General features: G+C 68.2%; 19 protein-coding genes. 10 read left to right on the top strand and 9 right to left on the bottom strand.

The window, feature by feature from the left end; all coding sequences use genetic code 11:
• Positions 1-330 precede the first annotated feature (330 nt).
• Positions 331-1,677 (top strand): alginate export family protein, encoded by a 1,347-nt coding sequence (locus tag VGV60_17105; protein ID HEV8702992.1) that lies wholly within the window; start codon positions 331-333, stop codon positions 1,675-1,677.
• A 79-nt stretch (positions 1,678-1,756) separates the two neighbouring features.
• On the opposite strand, the gene aroA is transcribed toward VGV60_17105, so the two are convergent.
• Positions 1,757-3,061, bottom strand: a complete 1,305-nt coding sequence (aroA, locus tag VGV60_17110; protein ID HEV8702993.1) for a 3-phosphoshikimate 1-carboxyvinyltransferase — start codon at positions 3,059-3,061, stop codon at positions 1,757-1,759.
• Positions 3,062-3,159: 98 nt separating this feature from the next.
• Between aroA and VGV60_17115 the strand changes: the two genes are divergently transcribed.
• Entirely contained in the window at positions 3,160-4,587 is a 1,428-nt protein-coding gene (locus VGV60_17115; protein HEV8702994.1) for a hypothetical protein, read from the top strand.
• On the top strand, positions 4,584-5,195 hold the full coding sequence (locus VGV60_17120; GenBank protein HEV8702995.1) for a hypothetical protein: 612 nt from the start codon (positions 4,584-4,586) through the stop codon (positions 5,193-5,195). Before VGV60_17115 ends, VGV60_17120 begins: the two co-directional genes overlap by 4 nt.
• Positions 5,196-5,218: 23 nt before the next feature.
• Here the strand turns inward: VGV60_17120 and VGV60_17125 are convergent, their stop codons facing one another.
• Positions 5,219-5,413 (bottom strand): hypothetical protein, encoded by a 195-nt coding sequence (locus VGV60_17125; protein ID HEV8702996.1) that lies wholly within the window; start codon positions 5,411-5,413, stop codon positions 5,219-5,221.
• Positions 5,414-5,565: 152 nt separating this feature from the next.
• Between VGV60_17125 and VGV60_17130 the strand changes: the two genes are divergently transcribed.
• The 4 genes from VGV60_17130 to VGV60_17145 all read left to right on the top strand — a co-directional run bounded on the left by VGV60_17130 (position 5,566) and on the right by VGV60_17145 (position 12,182).
• A complete protein-coding gene (locus tag VGV60_17130) occupies positions 5,566-6,048 on the top strand; it encodes a tetratricopeptide repeat protein (protein HEV8702997.1) in 483 nt (160 codons plus the stop codon).
• Between the two features lie 10 nt (positions 6,049-6,058).
• The gene (locus VGV60_17135) at positions 6,059-6,745 is read left to right on the top strand and encodes a hypothetical protein (GenBank protein ID HEV8702998.1); all 687 of its coding nucleotides are present in this window, start codon (positions 6,059-6,061) and stop codon (positions 6,743-6,745) included.
• A 48-nt stretch (positions 6,746-6,793) separates the two neighbouring features.
• Positions 6,794-9,850, top strand: coding sequence for a hypothetical protein (locus VGV60_17140; GenBank protein ID HEV8702999.1), 3,057 nt, complete (start codon positions 6,794-6,796; stop codon positions 9,848-9,850).
• Positions 9,851-10,181: 331 nt separating this feature from the next.
• Entirely contained in the window at positions 10,182-12,182 is a 2,001-nt protein-coding gene (locus tag VGV60_17145; protein HEV8703000.1) for a hypothetical protein, read from the top strand.
• A 201-nt stretch (positions 12,183-12,383) separates the two neighbouring features.
• Here the strand turns inward: VGV60_17145 and VGV60_17150 are convergent, their stop codons facing one another.
• From VGV60_17150 to gatB, 4 genes are all read right to left on the bottom strand, one after another.
• Positions 12,384-12,761 (bottom strand): cupin domain-containing protein, encoded by a 378-nt coding sequence (locus VGV60_17150; protein HEV8703001.1) that lies wholly within the window; start codon positions 12,759-12,761, stop codon positions 12,384-12,386.
• Between the two features lie 181 nt (positions 12,762-12,942).
• Entirely contained in the window at positions 12,943-13,848 is a 906-nt protein-coding gene (locus VGV60_17155; GenBank protein ID HEV8703002.1) for an ABC transporter permease, read from the bottom strand.
• 68 nt (positions 13,849-13,916) lie between these two features.
• Complete coding sequence (gene ftsE / locus VGV60_17160) at positions 13,917-14,612, bottom strand: cell division ATP-binding protein FtsE (GenBank protein ID HEV8703003.1); 696 nt, start codon at positions 14,610-14,612, stop codon at positions 13,917-13,919.
• A gap of 13 nt (positions 14,613-14,625) precedes the next feature.
• Positions 14,626-16,077: an Asp-tRNA(Asn)/Glu-tRNA(Gln) amidotransferase subunit GatB gene (gene gatB, locus VGV60_17165; protein HEV8703004.1), complete on the bottom strand. Its 1,452-nt coding sequence runs from the start codon at positions 16,075-16,077 to the stop codon at positions 14,626-14,628.
• Positions 16,078-16,258: 181 nt separating this feature from the next.
• On the opposite strand from gatB, the gene VGV60_17170 reads away from it, so the two are divergent.
• The 3 genes from VGV60_17170 (at position 16,259) to VGV60_17180 (ending at position 20,869) form a co-directional block, all read left to right on the top strand.
• The gene (locus tag VGV60_17170; GenBank protein HEV8703005.1) at positions 16,259-17,287 is read left to right on the top strand and encodes an NAD(P)H-dependent glycerol-3-phosphate dehydrogenase; all 1,029 of its coding nucleotides are present in this window, start codon (positions 16,259-16,261) and stop codon (positions 17,285-17,287) included.
• Between the two features lie 72 nt (positions 17,288-17,359).
• Entirely contained in the window at positions 17,360-19,924 is a 2,565-nt protein-coding gene (locus VGV60_17175; GenBank protein ID HEV8703006.1) for a M1 family aminopeptidase, read from the top strand.
• A gap of 6 nt (positions 19,925-19,930) precedes the next feature.
• Positions 19,931-20,869, top strand: coding sequence for an alpha/beta hydrolase (locus VGV60_17180; GenBank protein HEV8703007.1), 939 nt, complete (start codon positions 19,931-19,933; stop codon positions 20,867-20,869).
• Positions 20,870-20,879: 10 nt separating this feature from the next.
• Here the strand turns inward: VGV60_17180 and VGV60_17185 are convergent, their stop codons facing one another.
• From VGV60_17185 to VGV60_17195, 3 genes are all read right to left on the bottom strand, one after another.
• Entirely contained in the window at positions 20,880-22,058 is a 1,179-nt protein-coding gene (locus tag VGV60_17185; GenBank protein ID HEV8703008.1) for a saccharopine dehydrogenase NADP-binding domain-containing protein, read from the bottom strand.
• A gap of 120 nt (positions 22,059-22,178) precedes the next feature.
• Positions 22,179-23,909 carry an acyl-CoA dehydrogenase family protein gene (locus tag VGV60_17190; protein HEV8703009.1) on the bottom strand — a complete coding sequence of 577 codons (1,731 nt, stop codon included), beginning with the start codon at positions 23,907-23,909 and terminating at the stop codon, positions 22,179-22,181.
• Positions 23,896-26,184 (bottom strand): 3-hydroxyacyl-CoA dehydrogenase NAD-binding domain-containing protein, encoded by a 2,289-nt coding sequence (locus VGV60_17195; protein ID HEV8703010.1) that lies wholly within the window; start codon positions 26,182-26,184, stop codon positions 23,896-23,898. Before VGV60_17195 ends, VGV60_17190 begins: the two co-directional genes overlap by 14 nt.
• Positions 26,185-26,200 lie beyond the last annotated feature (16 nt).

A 26,200-nucleotide genomic window follows, 5' to 3' on the forward strand; every position in this document is an offset into this window, starting at 1 on the left:
GTCCTTCTTCTGAAGCGATTTTTTTCTATAACAACACTGGTTTCAGCACTTATCTTGTGGAAATCCGTCCAGTTACACATCTGGCAGTCGCCTTGCAGTACATCGACCCAGCGTGGCTCTCTGCCTTGCCACGCGCTGACCGATCGAAGACATCCGCGAAGGAGGTGACGAAGGGGGATCGCACCGAAACGCCGCGGCGAACAGGGGGTACCCGTCCCCAGACATCCTGAAAATCGCCGACGGCCGACCGAGGCAGACACGACCGATCAAGCAAAGAGTTCCTAAGAGGCCCGTTTCAGCTTTCTCAACCTTTCTCGAGGAGGTTTCCGAATGAAGAAGTTGCTGTTTGTCATGGTCCTCGCCCTCGGCGCGGTGGCCCTCATGGCTCCCCCGGCGATGGCGCAGGACGAGAAGCCGTTCACGCTGCACGGCGAAGTCAGGACGCGTGGCGAGTACCTGGACAACACGCAGGATTTCGATGACGACGACACCAGCGACGAAGGTCTTGCGTGGCCGTATCGCGTGCGCATCGCGGCCGAGGGGCACTTCGCCAAGAACATCACCGCCTGGATCGAATTCCAGAACTCCGGCGTGTTCGGTGGCGACGAGGGGCCGTTCAAGAACGGATCGGGCGAGGTCGATTTCGGCAACCAGGCCCAGCTCTATCAGGGGAACATCACCCTGAACGAGCTCTGGAGCAAGAAATTCAGCCTCCGGATCGGCCGCCAGGAGATCGTGGCCGGCACCGAGCTGCTCCTCGGCGACCTCGACTTCTATGCCGGCATCTCGCACGACGGGGGCGTTGGCAACTGGAAATTCGACAAGTGGAACCTGATGGTCTGGTACACGAGGCCGTCCGAAGGCAGCGGATTCAACGGTGACTTCGGCATCTTCCCGCCCGATCAGGTATTCGTCAACAACTGCCCGAATTGTTCCACGGTGCATTTCCTCGGCGGATACGCCAACTGGACGGTCGCGAAGAACCAGGGGATCGACGTCTACCTGATGAGCATCGCCGATCGCTCCGACGGCGCCAACTTCCAGACGCTGGGCGGCCGCTACTCTCATGACGTGTCGGGCAAGAACGGCCTCTTCTGGAACGTCGAGCTGGCGGTCCAGACCGGCCAGGTCGAGAGCGAACTGATCGGCGGCACCGCCGATATCGATGCGGGCGGCAGCGTGCTCGAGGGCTGGATCGGCTGGAACTTCAAGACCGGGAAGAACAATCACCGCATCTACGCCCGCTACACTTCGGCAAGCGGCGACGACGACCCGACCGACGACTCGTTCGACGCCTTCGTGCCGCTCTTCGGCGACTTCCACAACCGCCTCGGTCACGGGGACTTCCTTCAGGTTTCCGGCTCCCCCACGCAGTTGGGGGGCGGCGCCGCGGACGATCTCGGCGTCAACGCCTTCGCTCTCGGCTGGACCGGCCAGTTCGGCGATCGGTCGGAGCTGGGCGCCGAGTTCTGGAGCTTCTCGTCGTCCGAAAGCGATCCGGCCACGGACGAAGACGCTATCGGCTCCGAGATCGACGTCTTCTACAACTACAACTACAGCAAGAACATGACCTTCTCGGCCTCGCTGTCGCAGTTCACCCCGGACGACCTGCTGACCGGGGGAGGCGTGGACGACACGGTCACGCGGCTGTACGGGAACGCCCGCTTCCGGTTCTAGCTCGGATTCGGGTCGTTACGCTTCACGCCCCCGCGGGTCCGCCCGCGGGGGTTTTTTTTGCCCGGACGATTGGGATCGATCAGTCGCTTCGGCGGGTCAACTGGTCGAATCGTGTCCAGAAGTCGGGGAACGACTTCGACACGCAGCCGGGATCGGCGATGGTCACTCCGGGCACCCTGAGGCCGGCCACGGCGAACGCCATCGCGATGCGATGGTCGGCATGGGTCTCGATGCGCGCGGCATGAAGCGGGCGGGGTGCGATCGCCAGCCCGTCGGGGAGAGGCGTGGCGCCCCCCCCCATCCGGTTGATCTCGGAGGCGACGGCGGCAATCCGATCGCTTTCCTTCACCTTCAAGTGAGGGACCCCGGTGATGCGGGTCGGGCCGCGGGCGAACAGGGAGACGACCGCCAGCGTCGGCACGATGTCGGGCATGGCGCGGCAATCGGCGTCGAGGCCCCGCAGGTCCGGTGTCCCTTCGACGGCGACCCAGGAATTCCCCCGCTCCACCCGACAGCCCATCTCTTCGAGGAGAGCGACGAACCGCGCGTCCCCCTGGGACGATGCGGGGTCGAGGCGGTTGACGCGGACCCGCCCGCCGGTCACCGCCGCCGCGGCGAAGAAGTAGGACGCCGAGGAGTGGTCCCCTTCGATCTCCAGGTCGCACGAGCGGTACGGGCGGCCCGGCCGGACGACGAATTCCATGGGCTCGGGGCCGGCGGGGAGCGTATCGACTTCAGCCCCGAAGCGCCGCATGAGGCCCAGGGTCAGGTCGACATACGGGCGGGACACGAGGGGGCCTTCGATCTCGAGGCGCACTCCCTCGGGCATCGCCGGGGCCGCCAGGAGGATGGCCGACAGGTACTGGCTGCTGGTCCCCCCCTTGAGCCTGGCCTGGCCGCCGCGCAGGCCGGGGCCGCCGACCCGGACCGGCGGGCAGCCGTCGCCGCGCAGCGAGACCGCCTCCGCTCCGAGGGCTCGAAGGGCCGCGAGCAGGTCTTCGATCGGGCGCTGCCGCATGCGGGGGTCGCCGTCGATGACGTACTCCCCCCTGCCCAGGGCCAGCAGGGCGGTCAGGAAGCGCATCGCGGTGCCGGCGTTGCCGACCACGACCGCGACACGGCTCGCCGGGATGGCGCCGCCCCGGCCTTCGATCTCGAAAACCGGCACCGGGCCGGCCGCGTCGATGCGCGCCGGGATCCCGGCGGCATTCAGGGCCGCGATCAGGTGGCGCGAGTCGTCCGCCACGAGGGGATGACGAAGTTGCGATCGACCGGAGGCCAGTGCGGCGGCGATCAGGGCGCGCTGCGTCGCGCTCTTCGAGGCGGGGGCCTCGACACTTCCCTGCACCTCCGCGACGATCGGTATCGCTCGATCGGGATCCACGCAGCGGATCGTACACGAGAATTCGGGCACTTGACGGCGCCGCGTCCGGTCTCTATCTTTGGCTTCCCATAGCCACGCCGTTCGCCGGGAGCCGCCGCGTGATCCTCCGCCAGGGCCGATTGGTCGCCGTCGCCGCCTTTGTCGTCCTCGCGGCCTTCTTCCTCGGCCTGGGAACGCTCCTGACCGGGGCGCAGCCCGCGTCGCGGCCGCGGCAGCCCGAGCGCGCCTCCGCGGCCCAGAAGAGCGGCGATGACGACGGGTTCTCGATGATCCTGGCGGAGCCGCGCGAGCATTACCTGGTCGGCATCCGGAAAATCGTCATCGAGCCGACGCTCCCGCCGGGAGACAGCGTCTCCGGAGTGGACTTCTTCGTGGACGGCCGGCTGGTCGCGACCGACCGCCGCGCTCCCTACGCCACCGAGATCGACTTCGGCTCCGACATCACTCGGCATACCATCATCGTGACCGCCCAGACCGCGGGAGGGCGGCACGCCAAGGTGTCGTTGATCTCCAGGGCCGCCGACCTCTCGGGGGATCCGGCGGTGCCGATCGCCCTGGTCCCGGCGATCATCCGGGACGCCTCGGGGCGCTTCGTCGACGGCCTGTCGGTGGGCGATTTCGTCCTTCTGGAGAATGGCGAACCGACGCCGATCCTGCACTTCGACAACGAACCGATCCCGCAGTCGATCGCCCTGGGGGTCCAGGCGGATGCCACCGACTCGGCGCGCACGGCACTGGGGCGAGGCGCTCTCGGACTGGCGGACTCCCTGCTGTCGTTCGACTCGCTCGCTCTCCTCGAAGTCGGGGATCTGACCGCCGCGGCCCCGGAGGCACGGCCCCGGGCGCAGGAGTCGCTCCAGATCGCCGGAATCGGGCGCCCGGCCGGTGTCGTGACCCGCCCGGGAGGCCTGCCAGGCCACGCCGAGGCGTCCATCGAGTTCTCATACAACCGGGCCCGGCTGGAGTCCTGGCTCGCCGGCCTGGGCACGTCATCGGATCGGCGCGGCCCGGCCCTTCCCTCGGTGCTGGCCTCCGCCACGCGGGGCCTTTTGACGCGGCCGCGCGGCCGCATCCTGTTCCTGCTTCTGGCAGGCGACACGCCTCCCATCGGGCCGCCCGCGCCCGCCGACGTGGCGCCGGGCGCGCCTGCGGGGGCGAAACCGACCGTCCCGGCCCAGGCGGCCCCTGCCGCGACGCTCGCCGAGGCGCTCGACTCGTTCAAGAAGACGGGCGCGACCCTGTACGTCGTCGTCGTGGGGCGGGCGGAGGGTGTCGCCTTCACGTCGCTCCAGAAGGTGGCCGAGGAGAGCGGCGGGGAGTTCGTGGTCGTCGAATCGGGCGCCGATATAGAAGCGGCCTGCCGGCGGATGTCCGAGTCGCTGCAGCACCAGTATCTGATCAGCTATGCGCCGGCCAACCCGGATCGCGAAGGCTGGCGCACTATCGAGCTGCGCTCCCGCGTTCCCGGGCACGTCGTCCAGGCGCGCCGGACCTGCTTCGCCACCCAGCTCGTGAAGCAGCCGTGAACGGCGGCGCGGCGGCCGCCGCCCCTGCGGCGCGCAGCGGCGCCTCCTGGACGGCCCTTCTCCTGCTGCCCGTCCTCGGCTTCTGGACCGCAAGGCTCGCGAGCGGCGCCCAGACCAGCTGCTTTCTCGACCTCGTCAATCTGGCGTTCCACGAGGCCGGGCATCTCGTCCTGATTCCGTTCGGCTCCACCCTGCACTACCTCGGCGGCACTCTCGGCCAGCTCGCCGTCCCCGCCCTGCTCGCCGGATGCTTTCTCCTGCGGCCGCCGACGCGCCCCCTCGGCGCGGCCTTCTGCACCTGGTGGATCGGGGAAAACTGCATCAACATCTCCGTCTACATGCGCGACGCGCGCGACCTGGCGCTCCCGCTCGTCGGCGGCGGCGATCACGACTGGAACGAGCTGTTCTACCGCTTCGGCCTACTCGGGGAGGACAGCGTCCGCACGGTCGCCGATCTCACGCATCATCTCGGTGTCGTCGTCATGCTGATGGGGCTGGCCTGGATCGCCTGCTTCGCGCTCCCGGACCGCCCCAGGGACGGGCTGCGCGAGGCCCTCTCCCGGCATGCCCCCGCGCTTCTGTTCCTGATCGAGCCGTCCGAGAATTAGGGACCGTCCCTGGGCGGGCGGTCTCAGGCCGGGGTGGTATTCGAGCTGTCGCCGCTTTTGGGGGAGCGGTGGACGACGACGGGGGTGTTGTCCGCTTCCGCCTGCGCCTGCCAGTTGATCGCCCGGCACTCCGACAGGAGCTCGCAGCGGACGCACTCCTTCATCTTCTTGAGGCTGGCAATCACGGTGCCGAAGCAATCTTTGCTGATCCGGGTCATCGATGGATAATCTATTGACGGCCTGTGGGTTGTCAACCCTGATGCGCGTTGAAAATGCCCCGATCTGTGTTCTATACTCGTCAGCCCTGCCATGTCCCGATCGCTCGGTCCAACCCGGGCCGGCAGCCGGATGGAAGGCCCGGTGCTCGACCATGGGATCGACACTCCTGAAGATTGCCTGCCTGATCACGCTCACGTTATTGTTGTCGGGAGCCGGCCGGCGTGATGCTCCCAGGGACGAGATGCGCTTCGGCGCCGAGGCCGCGGAACGGGGTCTGTGGCGGGAGGCGGCCTTCCGCTGGGAGCGGGTCCTCAAGAACGATCCAGGCAACGCGCGCCTGCGCAACAACCTGGCGGTGGCCTACGAGAGCCTCGGGCAGTTCGAGCTCGCCCGCAAGGAGTACGAGGAGGCCCGCCGTCTCGATCCGGAACGCAAGGAGATCCGCATCAACTTCGAGGCGTTCCGGGCTCTCTGCAAGGCGATCAAGAACTGCCCGGGCGAAGACTCGGGGCCCTCGGCGTCCCCCACGCCCGCCGGGGCCGAGCCTTCCGAGTCCCCGAGTCCCGAACCGGCTCCTGGACCCGATTCACCCGCTGGCGGCGGTCCGGGCGGCCTGACGCCCGGCGGCGTCTAGGCGCGCGCCGATGCGTCTTGCCGGCCGCCTGATGCTCGGCGCGACCCTGGTCTCCGCCGCTGGCTCCTGGCCGGGCCCGGCCTCGGCCGGAGTGGTGCGGGTTACCATCAGCGCCCCGATGCCGGCCCGCATCGACATGGGCCGGATTCGTAAGATACTGGTGACGCGCTTCATCGTGGACCAGGAGCTTTCGGGGGTCGACCTCAACAAGGAGACGGTCTCGCTGGTCCGGCGCGCGATGCGCAAGAAGACCCGCCTCGAGGTCCTGGACGCCGAGCCGCCGCCGCTGCCGGAGCAGCCGCTCAAGGATCTCCTGGCGAACAGCGGGTTCTGGAGGCGGCTGGCGGAGACCCACGGGGCGGACATGCTGATCGCGGGGAAGGTGTCGTTCGAGTCGCAGGACCGGTCCGGCTTCGTGACCCAGGACGAGATCTCGCCGGTCACCGGGCAGCGGGTGCGCCGCTCCCGTTTCGTCGACCGCGAAGGATTTTCCCTGGGGCTGAACCTCTTCTTCATGGACGGGGTGACGGGGCGGCTGCTGTACGAGGACCATTTCACGGGCGAGAACACCCTGACCGGGCATGGCACGGACCGGCTGACCGTTCTGTACACGCTGTTCGAGCAGTTCGAGGACGACATCCTCGGGATCGTCGTCCCCCGGGCGAAGTCGGCGCAGCGCTTCATCTTCACGGACTAGAAGACCGCCCGGGCCGACGGCCGGGCTCCTGGACCTCGGAGGCCTCGCGTGAGACGCAGAATTCCGTTCGCCCTCGCCGCGCTCCTGCTGCTCGCCGCCGCGTTCCCCGCGGGCGCGTTCGCCTTCGGCAAGAACAAGATCGCCTATGAGCGGTTCGACTGGCACGTCTACCGGTCGCCGCATTTCGACGTCTACTACTACCCGGAGGAGGAGCCCCTCCTGCAGCAGGTGGTCAGCGACGCCGAGAGCCAGTACATGCGGCTGTCGCAGATCCTCGACCACGAGATCAAGTTCCGCATCCCGCTCATCTACTACAAGACGCACGTCGAGTTCGAGCAGACCAACATCATTCTGGAATTCATCCCCGAGGCCGTCGGCGCCTTCGCCCACCCGATCGAGCACCGCATGGTCCTGCCGATGGACATGCCGCCCGACAAGAAATACTCGCTCATCGGCCACGAGCTGACGCACATCTTCGAGTACAGCATCCTGTACCAGGAGTCGCTGTCGCGGGCCTTCCGCTCCAACGTGCCCGGCTGGATCATGGAGGGGCTGGCGAGCCATCTGGGGCAGGACGAGGACAACTTCGACAAGACGATCATCCGGGACGCCGTGGTCAACGGCCTCATCCCGCCGATCCACCGCGTGCAGGTGCTCAACTTCATGACCTACCGCTACGGCCAGGCGGCCTTCGACTTCATCGAGGAGAACTACGGCTCGGAAGGGATCCGCAACTTCCTGTGGGAATTCCGCAAGAGCCTGCTCGCCAACAACGTCGCCAAGCCGATCAAGGACGCCTTCGGCGTGGAGGCCGACGAGTTCGACAGGCAATTCAAGAAATTCCTTCAAAAGCGCTATCTTCCGGCGCTTCTGGACAAGAAGGAGGCGGAGGACTACGGCAAGGAGATCGCGCCGCCGGAAAAGCGGCCCTCCTATGAAGAGGGGCATCTCACCCTGTCGCCGGCCCTCTCCCCGTCGGGGGAGCTGATCGCGGCCCTGACGACCCGCTACGAGGACTGGGACGTCGTGGTGATCTCGGCCAAGGACGGCAAGATCTTCCGCAACCTGACGAAGGGGTTCACCAACAAATTCGAGTACCCGGTGCTCGGCGGCTTCCAGCTCAAGAAAGACCTCACCTGGTCGCCGGAAGGCGACCGCCTGGCCTTTTTCGCCCGGCGCGAGAACGAGCGGGCGCTGATGATCTACGACGCGGTGCGCGGCGACCTCGAGCGGATGGTCAGCATTCCGGGCGTGGACGACGAGCTGTCGCCCGCCTGGAGCCCCGACGGCAAGAAGATCGCCTTCGAGGGGAACCAGGGGGGGCAGGTCGACCTCTTCACCCTCGACCTGGACTCCGGCGAGACCCGCAACCTGACCCAGGACGAGTTCTACGACGGGAACCCGGCCTGGAGCCCGGATGGCACCCAGATCCTGTACAACCGGCGCATCAACGCCTCGGAGAAGATCTTCCTCGTGGACGTCGCCGATCCCTCCCGCAAGGTCCAGCTGACCTTCGGCGACAGCAGCGACATCCAGCCGTCGTTCTCGAAGGACGGCAAGCGGGTCTGGTACTCTTCGGACGCCTACGGCGGCATCTTCAACCTGCACGTGCTCGCCCTGGACACCGGCGAGATCAGGCGGCAGACCGACATCCTGGGCGGCGTCTTCACGCCGCTCGAGCTGCCCGACGAGAACGGCAAGCCGTCCCTGGCGTACACCTACTTCGGCGGCGGGCGCTTCCGCCTGTTCCGCACCTCCCCCGGGGAGCCGGAGGCGATCCAGCACCCCGCCGATCAGGCGCGCGAGCCGGCCGAGCTCCAGCCGTTCCAGGCCCCCCTGCAGCTGACGCTCGACGCGGACAAGAAGAAGCCCTACGACAAGCTGCGCTTCCACGTCGAGAGCGCGCCGTCGGTCCTGGTCGGCGTCGCGGACGACGGCACGGTCCTGAGCAACGCGCAGATCATCCTGTCCGACCTCCTGGGCGACCACCGCATGTTCTTCGACTTCCAGTCGGTCTCCACGTTCTCCAACTTCAACTACGCCTACCTGAATCTCAAGAACCGCTGGAACTGGGGCGTGTTCGCCACCGATTTCCGCGATTTCTACGTGGTCCGCTCGGCCTTCAGCAACGCGACCCTGAGGACGCGCCAGTTCAGCCGCTTCACCGGGGCCGGCGCGCAGATCAGCTACCCGTTCAACAAGTTCTACCGGGTCGGCGCCTCGGCGGGCTACTTTCAGCGCGACATCAACCGGCCGCTGGGGCTCGACGCCTCGACCCTCCTGCCTGTGTTTGCCGAGCTGAAAGAGGGCTTCCCGCTGTTCACCTGGAGCCTCAGCGGCGACACGACGCGCTTCAAGGAGTTCGGCCCGTATCACGGCCAGCGCTTCGAGCTGACCCAGGAGTGGGCCCCGACCGTCAGCGCCTCCGGCGACACGGACCTTTTCCGCAGCGGCCCGTTCGTCGACAGCATCCTGGACTACCGCCTGTACCGGCGCGCCACCTCCCGCTCGCTGCTCGCTCTTCGCCTGGTCGGCCTGGTCAGCAACGGAAACGGCTTCAACATTCGATCGATCGGCGGGTTGAACCAGCTGCGTGGCTACGACTACCGCGAATTCTTCGGCAGCCGCACGTCCTTCATGAATCTCGAGTTCCGGTTCCCGCTCGTGGACGCGCTCGCCTTTCCGTTCGGCATCATTCGGGACATTCGCGGCTTCCTGTTCCTCGACGTGGGCTCCGCCTGGTTCGGCGGCGGCGAGTTCTTCCACCCGCGCCTCGGGTTCGAGACGACGAGCGCCGTGCAGGGGAAACTCAACCCCGACTTCATCGCCGTGGACGGGTCCGGGAACCCGGTGCGCCGGCGCTTCCGATTCTGGGACTCCGAGAACAGCAAGCTGGGTGACGGCCGGGCGTCCTACGGCTTCGGCTGGGGCTTCTACCTCGGCCCGTTCCAGCTCACCTGGTCCTTCGCCAAGCAGCTCCCGAACACCATCGAGGTCTGCGACTCCGCGCTACCACCTCCCAGTCCATGTACCATCACCCGCATCGACGATCCGTTTCACGAGGGCGGCACGGTCACGCAGTTCTACATCGCCAGAGAGTTCTGATCCCCGGCGGTTTCTGACGGCCGGCTGCGCGGTGCACCTGCCGTGCGGTCTTCGCCTCCCAGCGCGTCCGGCCCAAGGTGAAAGTCACCAAACAAGTTGCGGAAAATGTCTTGACAATTCATGAATCTTACACCATACTCATTCTGCCCGCGTCGATGACCTCTGGCCACTGGAAAGGAGGCCCATGCTTCCCAGGCCGAGTATCGATGCATCCACGAATCGCCATCCGTTCGAGCCTGGCGGCGCAACGTCGCGGAGCTCCTCCCCGGGGGGCGCCCCTCTTCCGAGTCTCGAGTCGCCGGCACGACTGCGTCCGCTCGCCGCTCGACTGTTGGTACGGCAGCTGGTCCGGCTCGTCAAGGCCACGGCGGCTATCGATCGCCGGCTGGGGCGGGGGCTGGACCTCCTGCACACCGGTCAGCTCTACCGGCAGCTCGGCTACGTCCGGGCGGCGGACTACGTGACCGAGCGGCTCGGGATGAGCCTCAGGCGCTGTCAGTCTCTCCTCAGGATGGAGCGGGCGCTTCGCGATCTGCCGTCGGTCGCAGCCGCGTTCGACTCGGGCTCGCTCGGCGTCTCCAGGGCGAGGGTCATCGCCGACGTCGCGACACCCGATACGCAGGAGCTCTGGCTGGCGCGTGCCGGGAAGCTGACCGTGCGCCAGCTTGAAGAGCAAGCCCGCGCCGACCGTGCCGCCACGGCCGCCGCGCAGGGGCCGGCGAGCGCGGTGGAATCGCTCGATGAGGCGTTCGTCCCGGTTTCGTTCGCCGCGCCCGGCCAGGCGGTCGCCAAGTGGCACTGGGTCCTCGACCTGGTCAGGCGCGTCGCGGGCCTCCAGGAGCCGGCCTGGCGGTGCGCGGAGTTTCTCGCGGCCGAGTATCTTTCCGGCGTCCCCAGCGTCCCCTCGCCGCCGTCGCGTTCGGAGTCCACTTCGGAGCCGGCCGGCGGCGCGTCCGTGGCTGCGAGCGACCGACCGTCCGGGAACTCAGAAGGAGTCGTGAGCCGTCATGCCGATGGCCCTCCGGATTCCGATGCCCGGCGGGGAGCCGTCAACCTCTCCGGCATGGAGGCCTGGACCGCTGCGACCCAGGCCGTCCGTGAAGCCCTCTGCCCTCTCGGCACCGCCGCGGACCCCGACGTCATCCTCTCGGGGCGCTTGCCGGAGCTCGCCGACAGGTCCGGGAGTGGCTTCCCCAGCGAGGGGTCCCCCGGACCTCCCGCCGAGCGGGTCGATCCGTGGGAGATGGACACGTACCTGCGCGTCCTCGTCCGGCTGCGGCAATCGCTTGTCTGGCGCCAGGGGCGGCTGCTGCGGACACTCGCGGCCTTCGCTCTCCACAGGGAACTGGGGTTCAGATCGCTGGGGGAATTTTCGACCGAGGTGCTCGGCGCATCGCCGCGGCGAACCCGGTACCTGGTCTCGCTCGACCGGCGCCTCGATACGCTACCGCAAGTGCGCGATGCCTACCGGCGCGGGCTCGTCACCTGGTGCCAGGCGCGATTGCTGATTCGCGTCGTTCGCCCAGGCACCGAGAGCCGTTGGATTCGCTATGCTCGCAAGGTGACGGTGCGCCGCCTGGAAGAAGTCGTCACGTCGTGCGAAATCCAGACGGCGCTTGCGAACCCGACGGCGGAAGGCAGCGGGGGCGGAAACGATTCCGATCGCCGGGACCGTACGGGATTCGGACCCCTCCCTCCCGTCGAGCCGGAGCCCGGGGGCCCGGTGTGGCACACGTCGGCGCCCCGATCGGTCGATCCGCCCCTTCCTCTCACGTTCGGCACCGGCTCCCAGCCCCTTCGACGGCCGGACCTCCCCCCGGATCCTGGCCGCGCACGGCACCGCATCACCTTCTACGCTCCGGCCGATGTCGCCCGACTGTGGCAGTCGGCGATCGCCGCCTGCCGCGCGTCCGCCGGCACACATCTGCGCGAGTGGGAGTGCCTGCTTGTCTTCGTCGACGCGATGCGGGAAACCTGGGAAGACCCCGGCGATCCCGAGTGGCGGCGACGGTATCGCATCCTCGAACGCGACGGCTGGCGCTGCAAGGTGCCGGGCTGCACGTCCCGCGGCCACCTGAATGCCCACCACATCATCTTCCGCTCCCACCAAGGGGACAACGACGAGGGGAACCTGGTGACGCTGTGCGTCGGGCACCACCAGGCGGGATTGCACCAGAGGCGAATCAGCTGCTCGGGTCGCGCGCCGGACGCCCTGTGGTGGGAGCTGGGCCGGCGGCAGGGTGCCCCGCCGCTGGCGCGCTATTTCGGAGACCGGATCGCCGGCGCCGGAGCGCGGCCTGCAGGGCAGAGCGGGGCGCCGGCCGACCTCTGAACGTCCTGAACCATGAAGCTGTCGTGTGGCTCTGGAAGCCGTCGGCTCCGCGCGGCCTTCCGGACAACGATGCCGCCTCGAGAGCCACGGGGTCTTTGACAATCGATTGTTCCCGGGGGCGCCCGTCGCAGAGTGCCGATCCGCCGTCCCCCGGAGCCCGCCTGTCCCCGGCCCGGCCGCCGTGCCCCCGTTCCTCCCGGCTCAGCGCTTGGGGCAGTCCAGGATGTCGACCTCGACGAGGCGCACGGGGGTCGATCCGATGTTCACGATGGAGTGTTTCTCGGGCGGCCGCCAGACGACGTCGCCGTTTCTCAGCGACAGGGTGGACACTTTTCCGTTCGCGTCACGGATTTCGATCGTCCCCCCTTCGACGACCACGACTGCCCGTGGCGAGGTGTGCTCGTGCTCGGCGACGGCGGCCCCGGCCGGGTAGTAGTTCGACTCCGCGCGGATCCGGTCGTTCTGCAGCACCAGTTTCTTCGTCGCCTCCCCTTCTCCCGCGGAAGCCGTGGAAGGCTGCGCCAGGACCGCCACGGCGACGACCGTCAAGACGATCGCCAGGGCTGCAAGAGGGGCCATCCGCCCTGAGCCTGTCGCGCCGGTGTCCGCTCCGGGGGGTTGGGGATGGGGCAGGTTGCTGGATGAGGGCATCAGCGTCTCCTTCTTGAAGGGGAATCCGTGGTATCCGGGGCGCCAGCCCGGTCGGCCTGCATGTTCGTATCGTCGGCTGGTTCGGGCTGACGTCGCCTCCGCACGTTTCTCAAAAAGTCCCCGCGCGGCGGAGCGACAGGATGGCAGCCAGGACCCCGAGCACGGCGCCGCCGGCGGCCAGCGCGGTCGCCGCCTCGGCCGGCAGGAACCGGCCGGCCACGAGGGACATGAACGGGTTCGTGCGGAAGACCTCCGACCGCTCGACGAGGCGGTGCGTCGCGAGGAGACCGGCCACGGCAATCCCCCCTCCGACGAGTCCCTGCACGGCGGCGGCGAGCAGGAACGGACCGCGGATGAACGCGGCGGTGGCCCCGACGAGCTTCATGATCTCGATCTCCTCGCGGCGCGCCAGGACGGTCAGCTGGACCACGGCGCCGACGGTGACCAGCGCGGCAAGCGCCAGCAGGATGCCGATGCCGTACCCTCCCCTCTGGACCAGCGCGACGATGCCGACCAGACGCTCGGTCCAGCCGCGGTCGTAGCGCACCTCTTCGACCCCGGGGGCCTTCTCGTACGATTTGGCGATGCGGTCCAGCGAGGCGGGGTCGCGGTAGGCGTCCCTGATCTCCAGCTCGAAGGAGGCCGGAAACGGGTTCGACCCGACGCGCTCCGGCAGGTCGCCCAGCGACGGGAAATCGCGCTGGAACCTCTGGCGGGCGGCTTCCTTCGACACGAAGCCCACGGCGGCGATGGCCGGGTCGGTCGCGAACTCGGCGCGCAGGTCGCTGAGATTGTCCCGGGTGGCCTTTTCGAGCAGGTACACCTGCACCTGGGTCTCGCGGCCGAGGGCCTCGACGAAGCGGTTCAGGTTGAACGCCAGGAGCAGGAAGAGCCCGAGCACATAGAGCGAGATGCCGATCGAGGCGGCGGAAAGGAGGCTGAGGGCCGGGTTGCGCCACAGACCCTCCGATGCTTCCCGGATGGAATGGCGGATCGCGAGCAGCGGGCGTGCCATCGCTCAGGCGGCTCCCGGGCGGCGTCGCCCCGATCCGTTGCGGCGCGCGGCTCCCGGGCGGAGACGCATCACGCCACGGCCGCCGCGACCAGGCGCCCGTGATCGAGCGCGACCAGGCGCCGGCCCATGCGGCGGATCATGTCGCGATCATGCGTCGCGACGATGACGGTGGTGCCGTGCGAGTTGATGTCCTTGAACAGGCCCATGATCTCCTTCGCCAGGTCGGGGTCGAGGTTGCCGGTCGGCTCGTCGGCCAGCAGGATGAGGGGTTTGTTCACCAGGGCGCGGGCGATGGCCATGCGCTGCTGCTCTCCGCCGGACACCTGCTCGGGATAATTGTGCAGCCGGTGGTTCAGTCCCAGCATCTCGAGCACATGGTAGGTGCGGCTGCGCTGTTCCTTCCGCGGCAGGCCGATCACCTGGGTCGCGAAGGCGACGTTCTCGAAAACGGTCTTGCGCGGCAGCAGCTTGAAGTCCTGGAACACGACGCCCACCTGGCGGCGCAGGTGCGGGATGCGCCGCGCCGGCATGGTGGCGACGTCCTCGTTGTTGACGACGACCTGCCCCGAGGTCGGGACGTCTTCGCGGAAGATCATCTTCAGGAACGTCGTCTTGCCGGCGCCGCTGGGGCCGGTCAGGAAGACGAACTCCCCTTTCTCGATGTGCACGCTGACATCGTCGAGCGCCGGCGCCCCGTGCGAGAACTTTCGGGTGACGTGGAAGAACTGGATCATGCCGCGCGCCGGTGCGGCGGCGTGGCGCATCCGGGGACTGGTCTCACGGCCGGTCCAGGCGCTCTTTGAGCAGCCGGCTCACCAGCGCCGGATTGGCCTTGCCGCCGGTCGCCTGAATCACCTTGCCCACGAAAAAGCCGAGGAGGGCGCTCTTGCCGGCACGATACTGACCGTGCTGGTTCGGGTGCTCCGCGACGACGGTCTCGATTGCCGCGCGGATCGGCCCCTCGTCGGTCACCTGGGCCATCCCCCGCTCGCGCACGACGTCGGCGGGATCCTTCCCCGTGCCATAGATCATCTCGAACACGTCCTTGGCGATCTTGCCGGAGATGGTGCCGTCCCTGACCATGGCGACGAGCCTGCCGAGGCGCTCTGGAGCGAGCGGGATGTCCTCGGGCTTTCCGACTTCGAGCTTGTCCTCCTTGATCTTCCTCAGGATCTCGGTCTCGATCCAGTTGGCCGCGGCCTGCCCGTCCCCCGCCGCCGTCGCGGTCGCCTCGAAATAATCGGCAAGCGGCCGGCTCGCGGCCAGGACGTGCGCGCTCTGCTCCTTGAGCCCCCACTGGCTGACGAACCGCAGCCGGCGCGCCGCCGGCAGCTCGGGGAGCTGGCGGCGGACCTCCTCGATCCACGCCTGATCCACGCGCAGCGGCAGGAGGTCCGGCTCGGGGAAATAGCGGTAATCGTGCGCCTCCTCCTTGGATCGCATGGGGTGGGTCATGTCTTCCACCGGATCGTACAGGCGGGTCTCCTGGGTCACCCTCTCGCCGCGGGTCAGCAGATCGGTCTGGCGGCGGATCTCGTGCTCGATGGCGTGCTGCACGAACTTGAACGAGTTGAGGTTCTTGAGCTCGGCCTTCGTGCCGAACTCCTTCTGCCCGGCCGGCCGCAGCGATACGTTGGCGTCGCAGCGCAGCGATCCCTCCTCCATGTTGCCGTCGCTCACGCCGATGTAGACCAGGATCGTGCGCAGGGTCGAGTAATAGGCGTGCGCCTCTTCGGGGGTGCGCAGGTCCGGCTCGCTGACGATTTCGATCAACGGGACGCCCGACCGGTTGTAGTCGACGTGCGACTTGGAGGCGGAGTCGGGGAACCCCTCGTGCAACAGCTTGCCGGCGTCCTCTTCCATGTGGATGCGGGTGATGCCGATGCGCCGGGTCTGCCCACCCGCCTCGATGTCGAGGTGGCCGCGCACGGCGAGCGGCCTGTCGTACATGGAGATCTGGTATCCCTTCGGCAGGTCGGGATAGAAGTAGTTCTTGCGCGCGAAGATCGACACCGGGTCGATCTCGCACTGGAGCGCGAGCGCCGCCCGGATCGCATACTCGACGGCGCGCCGGTTCAGGACCGGCAGCGTCCCCGGCATGCCGAGGCACACGGGACAGACGTTGGTGTTGGGGGGATTGCCGAAGCGCGTCGAGCAGCCGCAGAAAATCTTCGATTCGGTCTGGAGCTGGCAGTGGACCTCGAGGCCGATGACCGGTTCGTACGTCATTCCGCTCCTTCGAGTCGCGGCGCCCGTCACCGGACGTCGCGCCGTCACCCGCGGCGCGCCGCCACTCGCGGCGCGCGCGAATTATAGCATCGCGCCTATGCTAGAGTACGCGCCGGCCGCGCCGATCCGCGGCCGATCGAGGTGTCGCGATCCGACGAGCGCCACGGTTCGAGGTGACAGCGTGCCGGAGCTGAAGGTCGCGATTCTCGGCGCCGGCAATCTCGGGACAACACTCGCCATCGTCCTGGCGGGCGGCGCTCCGGGGATCCGCGCCGGCCGGAGCCGCAGGGTCGTTCTCTGGACGATCGAACCGGACGTGGCCCGGGAGATCCGCGAGCGGCGCCTGAACACGAAGTACCTTCCGGACGTCCCGCTCGCCCGATCGATCGGCATCACGATGGACCTGGCCGAGGCGCTCGCGGGGGCCTCGGTCGTCCTGGTCACCGTCCCCTCCAAGGTGGTGCGCGACGTGGCCCGCCAGCTGGCGACGGCGCTCGGCGCCGGCACGGCGGGCCCGGCCCTCCCCGCGATCGTCAGCGCCTCGAAAGGGCTGGAGGCCGGGACCTATCGCCGGATGACGGAGGTCCTCGCCTCCGAGCTGCCCGCCTCGTTCAGCGGGCGGGTGCTCGCGATGTCCGGGCCGTCGATTGCGCACGAGCTGAGCCGCGGCACCCCGACGGCGGTCATGCTCGCCTGCCGCGACACCGTCCTGGCGCGCGCTGTGCGCCGCGACATCCAGACCCCCATCCTGCGCCTCCAGATCAGCCGCGACGTGGCGGGCGTCGAGCTCGGGGGCGTCCTGAAGAACGCCTATGCCCTCGCCTTCGGCTTGAGCGACGGGCTCGGGCTCGGCCTCAACACCAAGGCGGCCCTCCTGGCGCGCGCCCTCCCGGAGCTGGCCCGCCTCGGGGTCGCGCTCGGCGGCAAGCGGGCGACGTTCTATGGCCTCGCAGGACTGGGCGATCTGGTCGGCACCGGCCTCAGCGAATTCAGCCGCAACCGGCGCATGGGCGCGGAGCTGGCGCGCCGCCAGGGCGCCGAGGAGGCGCTGGCGTCGATCCCGGGGGTCGTCGAGGGGATCGGCTCCGTCCGCCTAGCCCGCGATCTGGCCGCGCGGCACGACCTCCGCCTGCCGCTGCTCGAAGGGATCGCGGCCGCCGTCGACCAGGCCGGCGACCCCTTGAAGCTGATCACCCGCCTGATCGGGTGATAGAATGCCGGCCCATCGGTAGTCTCTGATAGCACTTCCGCCCTCAGTGTTGCGGTCTGTGTGGAGGGACTCATGTCGACTCCGGTCGCGTCTGCTGCCAGACCTCGCGTGTTCGTCCTGGTCCTTCTCGGCGCCCTGGCTCTCGGCGTGGTCACGCTGGTCGCGCCCGGCGCCTTCTCCCAGGGGGGATCGGCCACCCCGGCTCCCGCGGCGCCTCCAGTTCCCGCTCCACCCGCGGGGTCGGCCACCGCGTCGCCTGGAGGGGCGGCTCCCGCAGCGGCAGAAGGCTTCGACTTCGCCGCCAATCGCGAGGAGGTCTTCAAGGCCTTCTACCAGACCGGTCTCGACACCTCCAAGGCGTACGCCGTCACCAATCTCGCCATCAAGAAAGACAACATGACGCTGCTCCTGAAGCAGGGGACCGTCTTCCTGATGCAGCCGATCGGCGGTGAGATCACTGGGGCCGTGTTCATCGGAGATGGCGAGGCGTCGATGACGCCCCCGAACCGGACGCAGCGCTTCATGCTGAACAAGTATTACGGAGCCGAGACGCTGAAGGAGCCGTTCACCGAGGCGACGTTTCGCTTCAGCGACAAGACCGACCGGATGATGATCGGGGCTGGCAAGCCTGTCACGGCCGAGGCGGCAGCCTCTGCGAGAGCGAGCCAGAACTTTTCCGACCGCAATGGCTGGTTGAATGGGACACGCGGGCTTCACCTGGAGATGCAGTACTTGGAGATCCGGATTTCGGGGCTTCGGGATCAGGACTTTTTCGTTGCGGATTTCCATTCGAGCAAGCACGACTGGCTCACCTACACATACAACCCGCAGGAGATTCAGGAGAACGAACTGAGCGGCAGCGAGACGATGGGCGCGGCCAGCCGTCGTTACCAGGTGCAGTGGTGTCGGTGGCACAAGATGGGCGACTACGCCGCTTCCGGACATTACGTGATGCTGCCCGAGCGCGACGGGCCGCGAGTGTTCAGGGTCCAGCATACGGATCTCGTGGTCGACCTCCCGTCGACGGCGGAGGTCAAGTGGGAGGCCCGCCTGAAGGTCTTGCCGCTCATGGACAATCTCCGCGCATTTCGATTCGACCTGGCAAGCAATGCCGATTTCGCCAGCCGGTGGTACGAGGACTTCAGACCGGTGCGCGTCCTGAGCGTCATCGACGAGTCGGGCCAGGCGCTGGAATTCACGCACAAGCGGGATCAACTCCTCGTGACGATGCCCTCTCCGGTGCGGTCGGGAGCGCCGATCGTCATCGTGGCCAAGGGGAAGGCCCAGGTCGTGTATCAACTGACCGCCGAATCGTTCGGCCTCCTGCAGACCGCCTGGTATCCGCAGTACGGCTTCATCAACGGCCGCTCGACATTTCGCTGGACGGTCAAGGTCCCCAAGCCGTTCTTGATCTCCGGATCGGGCAAGCTGCAGAGGACTTTCGAAGACAAGGAGAACGGCCAGAACGGCATCGAAACGTACTGCGAATTTCCGACCCACCTGCCGTGGGTCATTTTCGGCCGGTTTCAGAAGACCGACAGCGTGTTCACGGGAGAGGAATCGAAGAAGAACATCCCCATGACGGTGCATTCCTTCCCGACCATGACCGTCACGATCACGGACAAGGAGACCCTGGATTTCCTGGGGTCGAAGAATCCGATCACGTTCAACCTGGTCGCCCCGGCGAAGAAGATTCAGGGATTCGTCGATGAAGGGAAACAGATTCTGAAGCTCTACGAGAAGATTTACGGTCCTTACCCCTACGACGAGCTTCACATCGCCCAGATGGCCCCGCAGCTGAGTTTCGGACAGGCGCCCCAGGGATTCGTCCAATTGTGGGGGGTGGCGTTCATGTCGCAATCCGAGGTGGCCGCGAGCGAAATGACCGGGACCGGCCCGATCGACTTCGTGCATGGCTTCTTCGCCCACGAAATCGCGCACCAGTGGTGGGCGCACCAGATTGGCTGGGCTTCCGATGACGACGAGTGGTTGAGTGAATCGTTCGCGGAATACGCCTCCGGTATTTTCGTCAATGAATACCAGGGGCCGAAGCGGTTCCGGCAAGTGCTGGACGACTGGAAGAAGGAGACCCGTCTGGGCGACCAGGAGGCGCCAATCGCCGCGGCCAACATGCTGGCGGGCCCGAACTCCGGTGATTATCGCAGGTACCTCCTCTACAACAAGGGCGCCTACGTCCTGCACATGCTGCGGGTGCAGCTCGATGACGAGATGTATTCCAAAGTCATGCGCGGCGTGCAGGAGACCTATCGCAACCAGAACATCTCGACCGAGATGCTGGTGCGCGAGGTCAACCGGATCACCGGCTCGGACTACACCTACTTCTTCGACCAGTGGTTCTGGGACGTCGGCATCCCCAAGTTCCGCTACTCCTGGCGCTCGGAGAAGCAGCCGGACGGGAAATTCCTGATCACCGTGCACGTCGGTCAGGACGACAAGAACCACATCAAGCGCGTGCTGATGCCGATCCACATTCACTTCAAGGACAAGACGATTCCGCAGTACAAGCCCGTGACCCAGATGGATCAGGACATCAAGCTCCTGTCCCCGGCCGAGCCGAAGGACGTCACGCTCGACGACGACCATTCCCTGCTCGCCGACATCATCAAAGCGGGCTGAGACGCGGTGGCCTGGGGTGCTCTGGCCTCCTCGGTCGTCAGGACGGTGCTGGCGGCCGGCGGGGTCATCGTAGCCGTCGTCCTGGCCGTCAAGATCGCCGCTCTGGCCCTCGAGCCGCGCCTGACGTTCTATCCCGTGCGCGCCTACCCTGAGACGCCGGCCGCGGCGGGACTGCCGTTCGAGGACGTCGTCCTGCGCACCGGCGATGGGGTGAGCCTCCACGGCTGGTTCGTTCCGGCGGCGGATGCACCATCGGCTCGGGCGGGCCTGATCGCCTCATCCCGATCGCGACGGCCGATCACGCTGCTGTTCTTCCACGGGAACGCCGAGAACATCGGAGGCTGTCTGGACCTGGCGGCGCGGGCACGGCAGGCCGGGCTCAACCTGCTTCTGATCGACTATCGCGGCTACGGCCAGAGCGACGGCCATCCCTCGGAGCGCGGAATCTACCAGGATGGCGAGGCGGCGCTGCTCCATCTGCTCTCGCGTCCGGACGGCGATCCCGCCCGGATCGTCGTGTGGGGGCGGTCGATCGGCGCGGCCGTGGCGGTCTACCTCGCGGCGGGAGGAGCGGAGGGGGCCGCCCCATCCCCTGATCGGAACGGCTCGCCCGCGGTGGCCGGCCTCATTCTCGAGTCACCGTTCACATCCGTGCCGGACCTTCTGCGCGAGGGCGGGCACTTCGCGCTTCTCGCCCTGTCACGGTTCGGGACCTACCGCTTCGACTCGGCGGCGCGGATCGGGCGGGTGGCCGCGCCGGTCCTGGTCGTGCACGGGACGGACGACGAGATCGCGCCGTTCGATCTGGGCCGGCGGCTCTACAACCTGGCGCCGGGGAGAAAGGTACTGGCGGCGATCCGGGGGGGCGGGCACAACGATCTCTGGGCCCTTCACGACGACGAAGTATGGGACGCGGTGCGGCGCTTCCTGGAATCGCTGGGGTAAAGAGCGCGGCCTACGCGGGAAACGGCTCGGCGACGGCGACGGTCGTCCGCGCCCCGCGTGCCTCGAGGTCGCGGAAGAATGCTGCGGCATCGACGGCCTGCTCGGGAGCGAGGACGCCGGCCTGCTTGATCTGGCCCCGCGCCAGCCAGCGGGCGACGATGGCGGGCGGCGAGGCGACCAGCACGGTCCCGCCCGAGACGCCCCATTCCTTGTGCGGCCAGCAGGTGGTCTCGACTTTCCCGACGAGAGGCTTCCCGCCGCGCGTGCCGCGCACCTCGGTGACGATGTCCTTGAAGCCGAGGCTCCCCTTGCGCTCCACCTGGGGGGCGCGCTTCAGGACTTCGACGAGGACGTCGCGCGGCTTCACACGGGCGCCGCGCACCTCGACCGGCTCGGTGGAGGCCAGGCCGATCTGGGCCAGGAACTGAAGCTGGCGCAGCGCCTTCTCCGAGTAACCGAAGAAGGAGATCTTGAAGAAGCACTCCTTGATCCCCCTGGCGCCGTAGGTCAGTGGCAGGGTGGCCACCTCGGAGTGCAGGGACAGGTGCACCTTGGAGACGCCGATCGGGTCCTGGAAGCGGTACAGCTCCTCCTCCCCCAGCGTCGCGGTCTCCTGGAACCGGCCGTCGCGGAAGACCATCGGGGGCTGGGTGATCTCGTCGAAGATGGTCTGGATCGAATAGGCCCAGGCGAGGGAGTCCCCCATGTCCGGCGTCGCCCCGTTGTAGATCCGGATCGACTCGACGGTGTCGAGCGTGTCGGCGACGGCCCGAGCCTGCACGTTGGCGATGCCGGGGCACGATCCCAGCCCGAGCACCGCGAGGAGCCCGGCCTTCCTGAACTCGTCGTGCAGCTCGAGCTGCTTGCGGGTGGTGTGAAACAGGCCGCCGAGATCGAGATAGTGGGTCCTCGCCTCGAGGCAGGCCTGCATGACCGGGATGTTGAAGTAGTACTGCACCGAGTTGATGACGGCGCCGGCACCGCGGACCAGGTTGACCAGGGCGGCGTGATCGGTCACGTCCGCCTGCACCGCGACGGCGCCGGGCCGCCCCAGGGAGGCGGCCAGCTTCCTGGCCCCGTCGAGATCGAGATCGGCGATGACGATCTCCTTGACCTCGCGGTCGCCGGCCAGGTCCCGGGCGATGACCCGCCCGATGATCCCCGCCCCTCCCAGCACCACGATGCGCACTCCCGGCCTCCCCTGCGGATGGCGCGCATGCTAGCGTTTTCGGCGAAGCGGCGTCAATGATGGACCGTGGGCCGCGCCGGGCCCACGCGCGCGGGCGCCCGCACGCGGCGGGCCGGCGGGTCAGGAAATCAGGTCCTCGCCGTACCCGCCCTGATCGCAGGCCAGGTCGCTGACGCGCACGAGGTTTTCATCCTGGTTGTGCGTCACCTGGTGCAGCCGCCGGCGGATGCGTCGCCAGGCGGCGTTGCCGAAGGTGCGGGTGAGCAGGAGGTCCCGCTTCGCCTTCGCGGCCCCCTCCTCCTTGATGCGGGTGTTGGCGCGGGACAGGCAGGCGATCAGGGCATAGAGGTCGCCGGCCGCCTCGGCGAGGCGCTCCTGGACGAACTCCCGCTCGACGATCTGCTTGCCGTGATCGCGCAGCGCCTGCTCGGCGGTGGTGGACAGGGCCTCGGCGTAGTGCGCGGCCCGCACGGCGGTCTTCTTCAGGAGGGGGTCGATGTCGGGGAACTGCTCGTCGGTGATCGCCTGGCGGATCTTCTTCAGCGCGAAGTCGGACAGCACGCCGATCTGGGAGATCGGATCGCGCAGGGCCCGGCCGACCTTCTTCAGCTCGTCGCCCAGGTTCTGCACGCCGGCGAGCGCGACGAACACGCGCAGGATCTCGTTCGTCCCCTCGAAGATCATGTTGATGCGGCAGTCGCGCAGGTAGCGCTCGTACGGGTACTCCTTGATGAACCCGTTGCCGCCGGCGATCTGCACTGCCTGGTTGACGACGCGCCAGGCGTTCTCGGACGAGAAGATCTTGCACAGGGCCGACTCGATCGAGTAGTCGACGCCGCCGCGCTCGGCGAGACCGGTGGTCAGGTAGACCATGCTCTCGGCCGCGTAGGTGTCGGTCATCATCCGGCCGATCTTGTCCCGGATCATCTCGAACTCGGCGATCGGGCGGCCGAACTGGCGGCGCCCCTTGGCGGCCTCGACGGCCCGGTCGATCATCTCCTTGGAGGCGCCGACCGCCCCGGCCGCGAGGGAGACGCGGCCGTCGTTCAGGATCTCCATCGCGTACTTGAAGCCGCGCCCCGCCTCCCCGAGCAGGTTGTCCTTCGGCACCGGCACGTTCTCGAGGTAGAGATCGGTCGTCGACGACCCCTTGAGGCCGAGCTTGTCCTCCTCCTTGCCGGTCGAGACTCCGGGGAGATCGCGCGTCACGACGAACGCGCTGATCTTGTCCGCGCCGCCGATCGCGGTGCGGGCGAACACGGTGAACAGGCCGGCGTGACCGCCGTTGGTGATGAAGCGCTTGCCGCCGTTGAGGATCCACGCCTGGCGCTTCTCGTCCCACACGGCGCGGGATTTCAGCGACCCGGCGTCCGACCCGGCTTCGGGCTCGGTCAGGGCGTAGGCGGCCAGGAGGTCTCCCTTCGCGACGGCCGGCAGCCAGCGCCGCTTCTGGTCGTCGCTGCCGTACAGGACGATCCCCTTGCTGCCGATCCCGAGGTGCGCGCCGACGATGGTCGCGGTGGCGGCGCAGTGGTGGCAGATCTCCTCCATCAGGCGGCAGTACGAGGTGATCGACAGGCCGGCGCCGCCGTACTCTTCGGGAACGGTCAGCCCGAAGATGCCGAGCTCCTTGAGCTCGCGCACCTGCGCCTCGGGGAACACGGCGGCGCGATCGATGGCGCCGCCGTCCAGCCTTTCCCGCGCCCAGGATCGGAACGACTCGAGGACGAGGCCGAGGGTGTCGCGCGCGTCCTTGTCCTGCCGCGGGTACGGAAAGACCAGGTGAGCCGGCAGGGCGCCCCCGAACAGCGACTTCATGAAGCTGAGCGGGGCCTCTTCAGGCTTTCCCATGGAACCCCCGGCCTTCGCGGGCCATCTCGAGGAGCAGGCGGGCCGCCAGGAATCGCGTGCCGTGACGCCCCGCCAGCGCCTCCAGTCCCTGCACCACGGCCGTCAGACCGAGCGCGTCGGCGTGACGCAGGAGCCCGCCGCGGAACGGCGGGAAGCCGGTCCCGAGGACCATCGCCAGGTCGACGTGGGAGGGATTGGCGACGATCCCGGCTTCGAGGCAGCGCGCCGCCTCGTTGATCATCGGCAGGACGAGGCGGGTCTCGGTCGGCCCCGGGTCCTCGTGGTGGCGCGGCCTGGCGGAGATGAGCGCATAGACCGCCTCGTTCACGGCGCGCGGCGGCCCCTCGACGCGGCGCGCCCGCTTGCGGCCCGCGGGGGCGCTTCGGCCGGCGGGGCCGCCGCCCGCCGCGGTAGCGCCTCCATCGGAATCATCCGCGTGGTCCGGATAGGTGTAGAAGCCGCGCCCCGACTTGCGGCCGAGCCATCCCTTGTCTTTCAGGATCTGCAGCGCCGTCGATCGCGGAGCCCGGTCCCGGAACGCTTCGGAGAGCACCCCCGCGACGTGGCAGGCGACGTCGATGCCGATCTGGTCGAGCAGCGCCAGCGGTCCCATCGGCATTCCGAAGTCGAGAAGGGTGCGGTCGATCTCGTCGATCATCGCCCCCTCCTCGATCATGAGCAGGGCCTCCCCCAGGTAGGTCATCAGGATGCGGTTCACCAGGAACCCGGGGGCGTCCCCCACGACGATCGGGGTCTTGCCGATGCGCTTGGCGAGAGCGACCGCCGTGGCCACGGTCTCGGGGGACGTCCGCGGACCGCGGATCACCTCCACCAGCGGCATCTTGTGGACGGGATTGAAGAAGTGCAGCCCGACGACGTTCTCGGGGCGGCGGGCGGGCGAGGCGATGGCGTCGATCGGCAGGGAGGACGTGTTGGTGGCCATCACGAACCCGTCCGGCATGACGGTCTCGACCTCGCGCAACACCAGGTGCTTGATGGCGATCGACTCGACGACCGCCTCGATCGCCACGTCGCAGCGCCGCATCCCGGTGTACTCGAGCGTGGGCTGGATGAGCGCCAGCTTCTGATCGCTCTCGCGCCTCGTCAGCCGGCCCTTCCTGGTCTCGGCGCGGAACAGGTCGTGCGCCGCGCTCATGCCGCGCGCCAGCGCCTGCGGATCGATGTCCTTCAGGCGCACCGGGATGCCGCTCCGGGCGAGGGTCTGGGCGATGCCTCCACCCATGACGCCGGCGCCGATCACGGCGGCGGCCCGCACCTCCCTGGGTCGCACGGCGGGATCGTCGACGCCGGGATCGCGCTTGGCGGCCCGCTGCATCTGGAAGATCGCCACCAGGTTCTTGCTGGTGCGGCCCGCGGCGAGGGGGCCGAGCAGCTCCGCTTCGCGCCGCAGCCCTTCGTCCATGCCGTGGCGCAGCCCGTGGACGACCGCCTCGAGGGCGCGATAGGGGGCGGGGTAGTGCGCCTCGTTGACGCGGCGGCGCAGTCCGGCCCGGGCGACCTGGGCCGTCAGGGCGACCCGGGCCAGGCGGACCGGGTTCAGCCGCGCCAGCGCGGAATCGCCGGCGTGCGGCCGCGGGTGGCGCCGGCCCTCGGCGGCGTCGACGACCAGCCGCTCGGCCGCTTCCAGGAGGGTCTCGGCGGGGGCGATCTGATCGACCAGGCCCAGCCTCTGCGCCTTGCGCGCGTCCACGGAGCGGCCGGTCAGGATCAGTTCGAGCGCGGGGCCGATGCCGATCAGGCGCGGCAGGCGCTGCGTCCCGCCCCAGCCCGGGATGATGCCGAGGCGCACCTCGGGGAGGCCGATCTCGACGCGCGGATCGTCGGCGGCGATCCGGAAATGGCAGGCCAGCGCCAGCTCGGTGCCGCCCCCCAGGCAGGTGCCATTGAGGGCGGCCGCCACCGGGAACGGCAGGGCCTCGATCGCGTCGAACAGGCGGTGCCCCTTGCGCGAGGCGTTCTCGGCGTCCTGGATCGACCCCAGAGATCCGATCTCGTTGACGTCCGCGCCGGCGATGAAGGAGGCCGGCTTGGCGCTCATCACGACCATCCCGCGCACGTCCTTGTCGTGCGCCAGCTGGTCGACCAGGATCTCCAGGACGGCGACGACCGGGGAGGAGAGAAGGTTGACCTTGTCGTGCGGCCGGTCGAAGACCAGGAAGGCGAGCCCGTCCCGGCGCGTCTCCAGGACGACCCCCGGTCCTTCCATCGACAGGGTCTTGTCGCCGATCTCGGCCGCCGCACGCTTGGGATCCATGCTCCCCCTCCCCTGG

The sequence above is a fragment of the Candidatus Polarisedimenticolia bacterium genome (assembly GCA_036001465.1).
GTDB lineage: Bacteria > Acidobacteriota > Polarisedimenticolia > Gp22-AA2 > Gp22-AA2 > Gp22-AA3.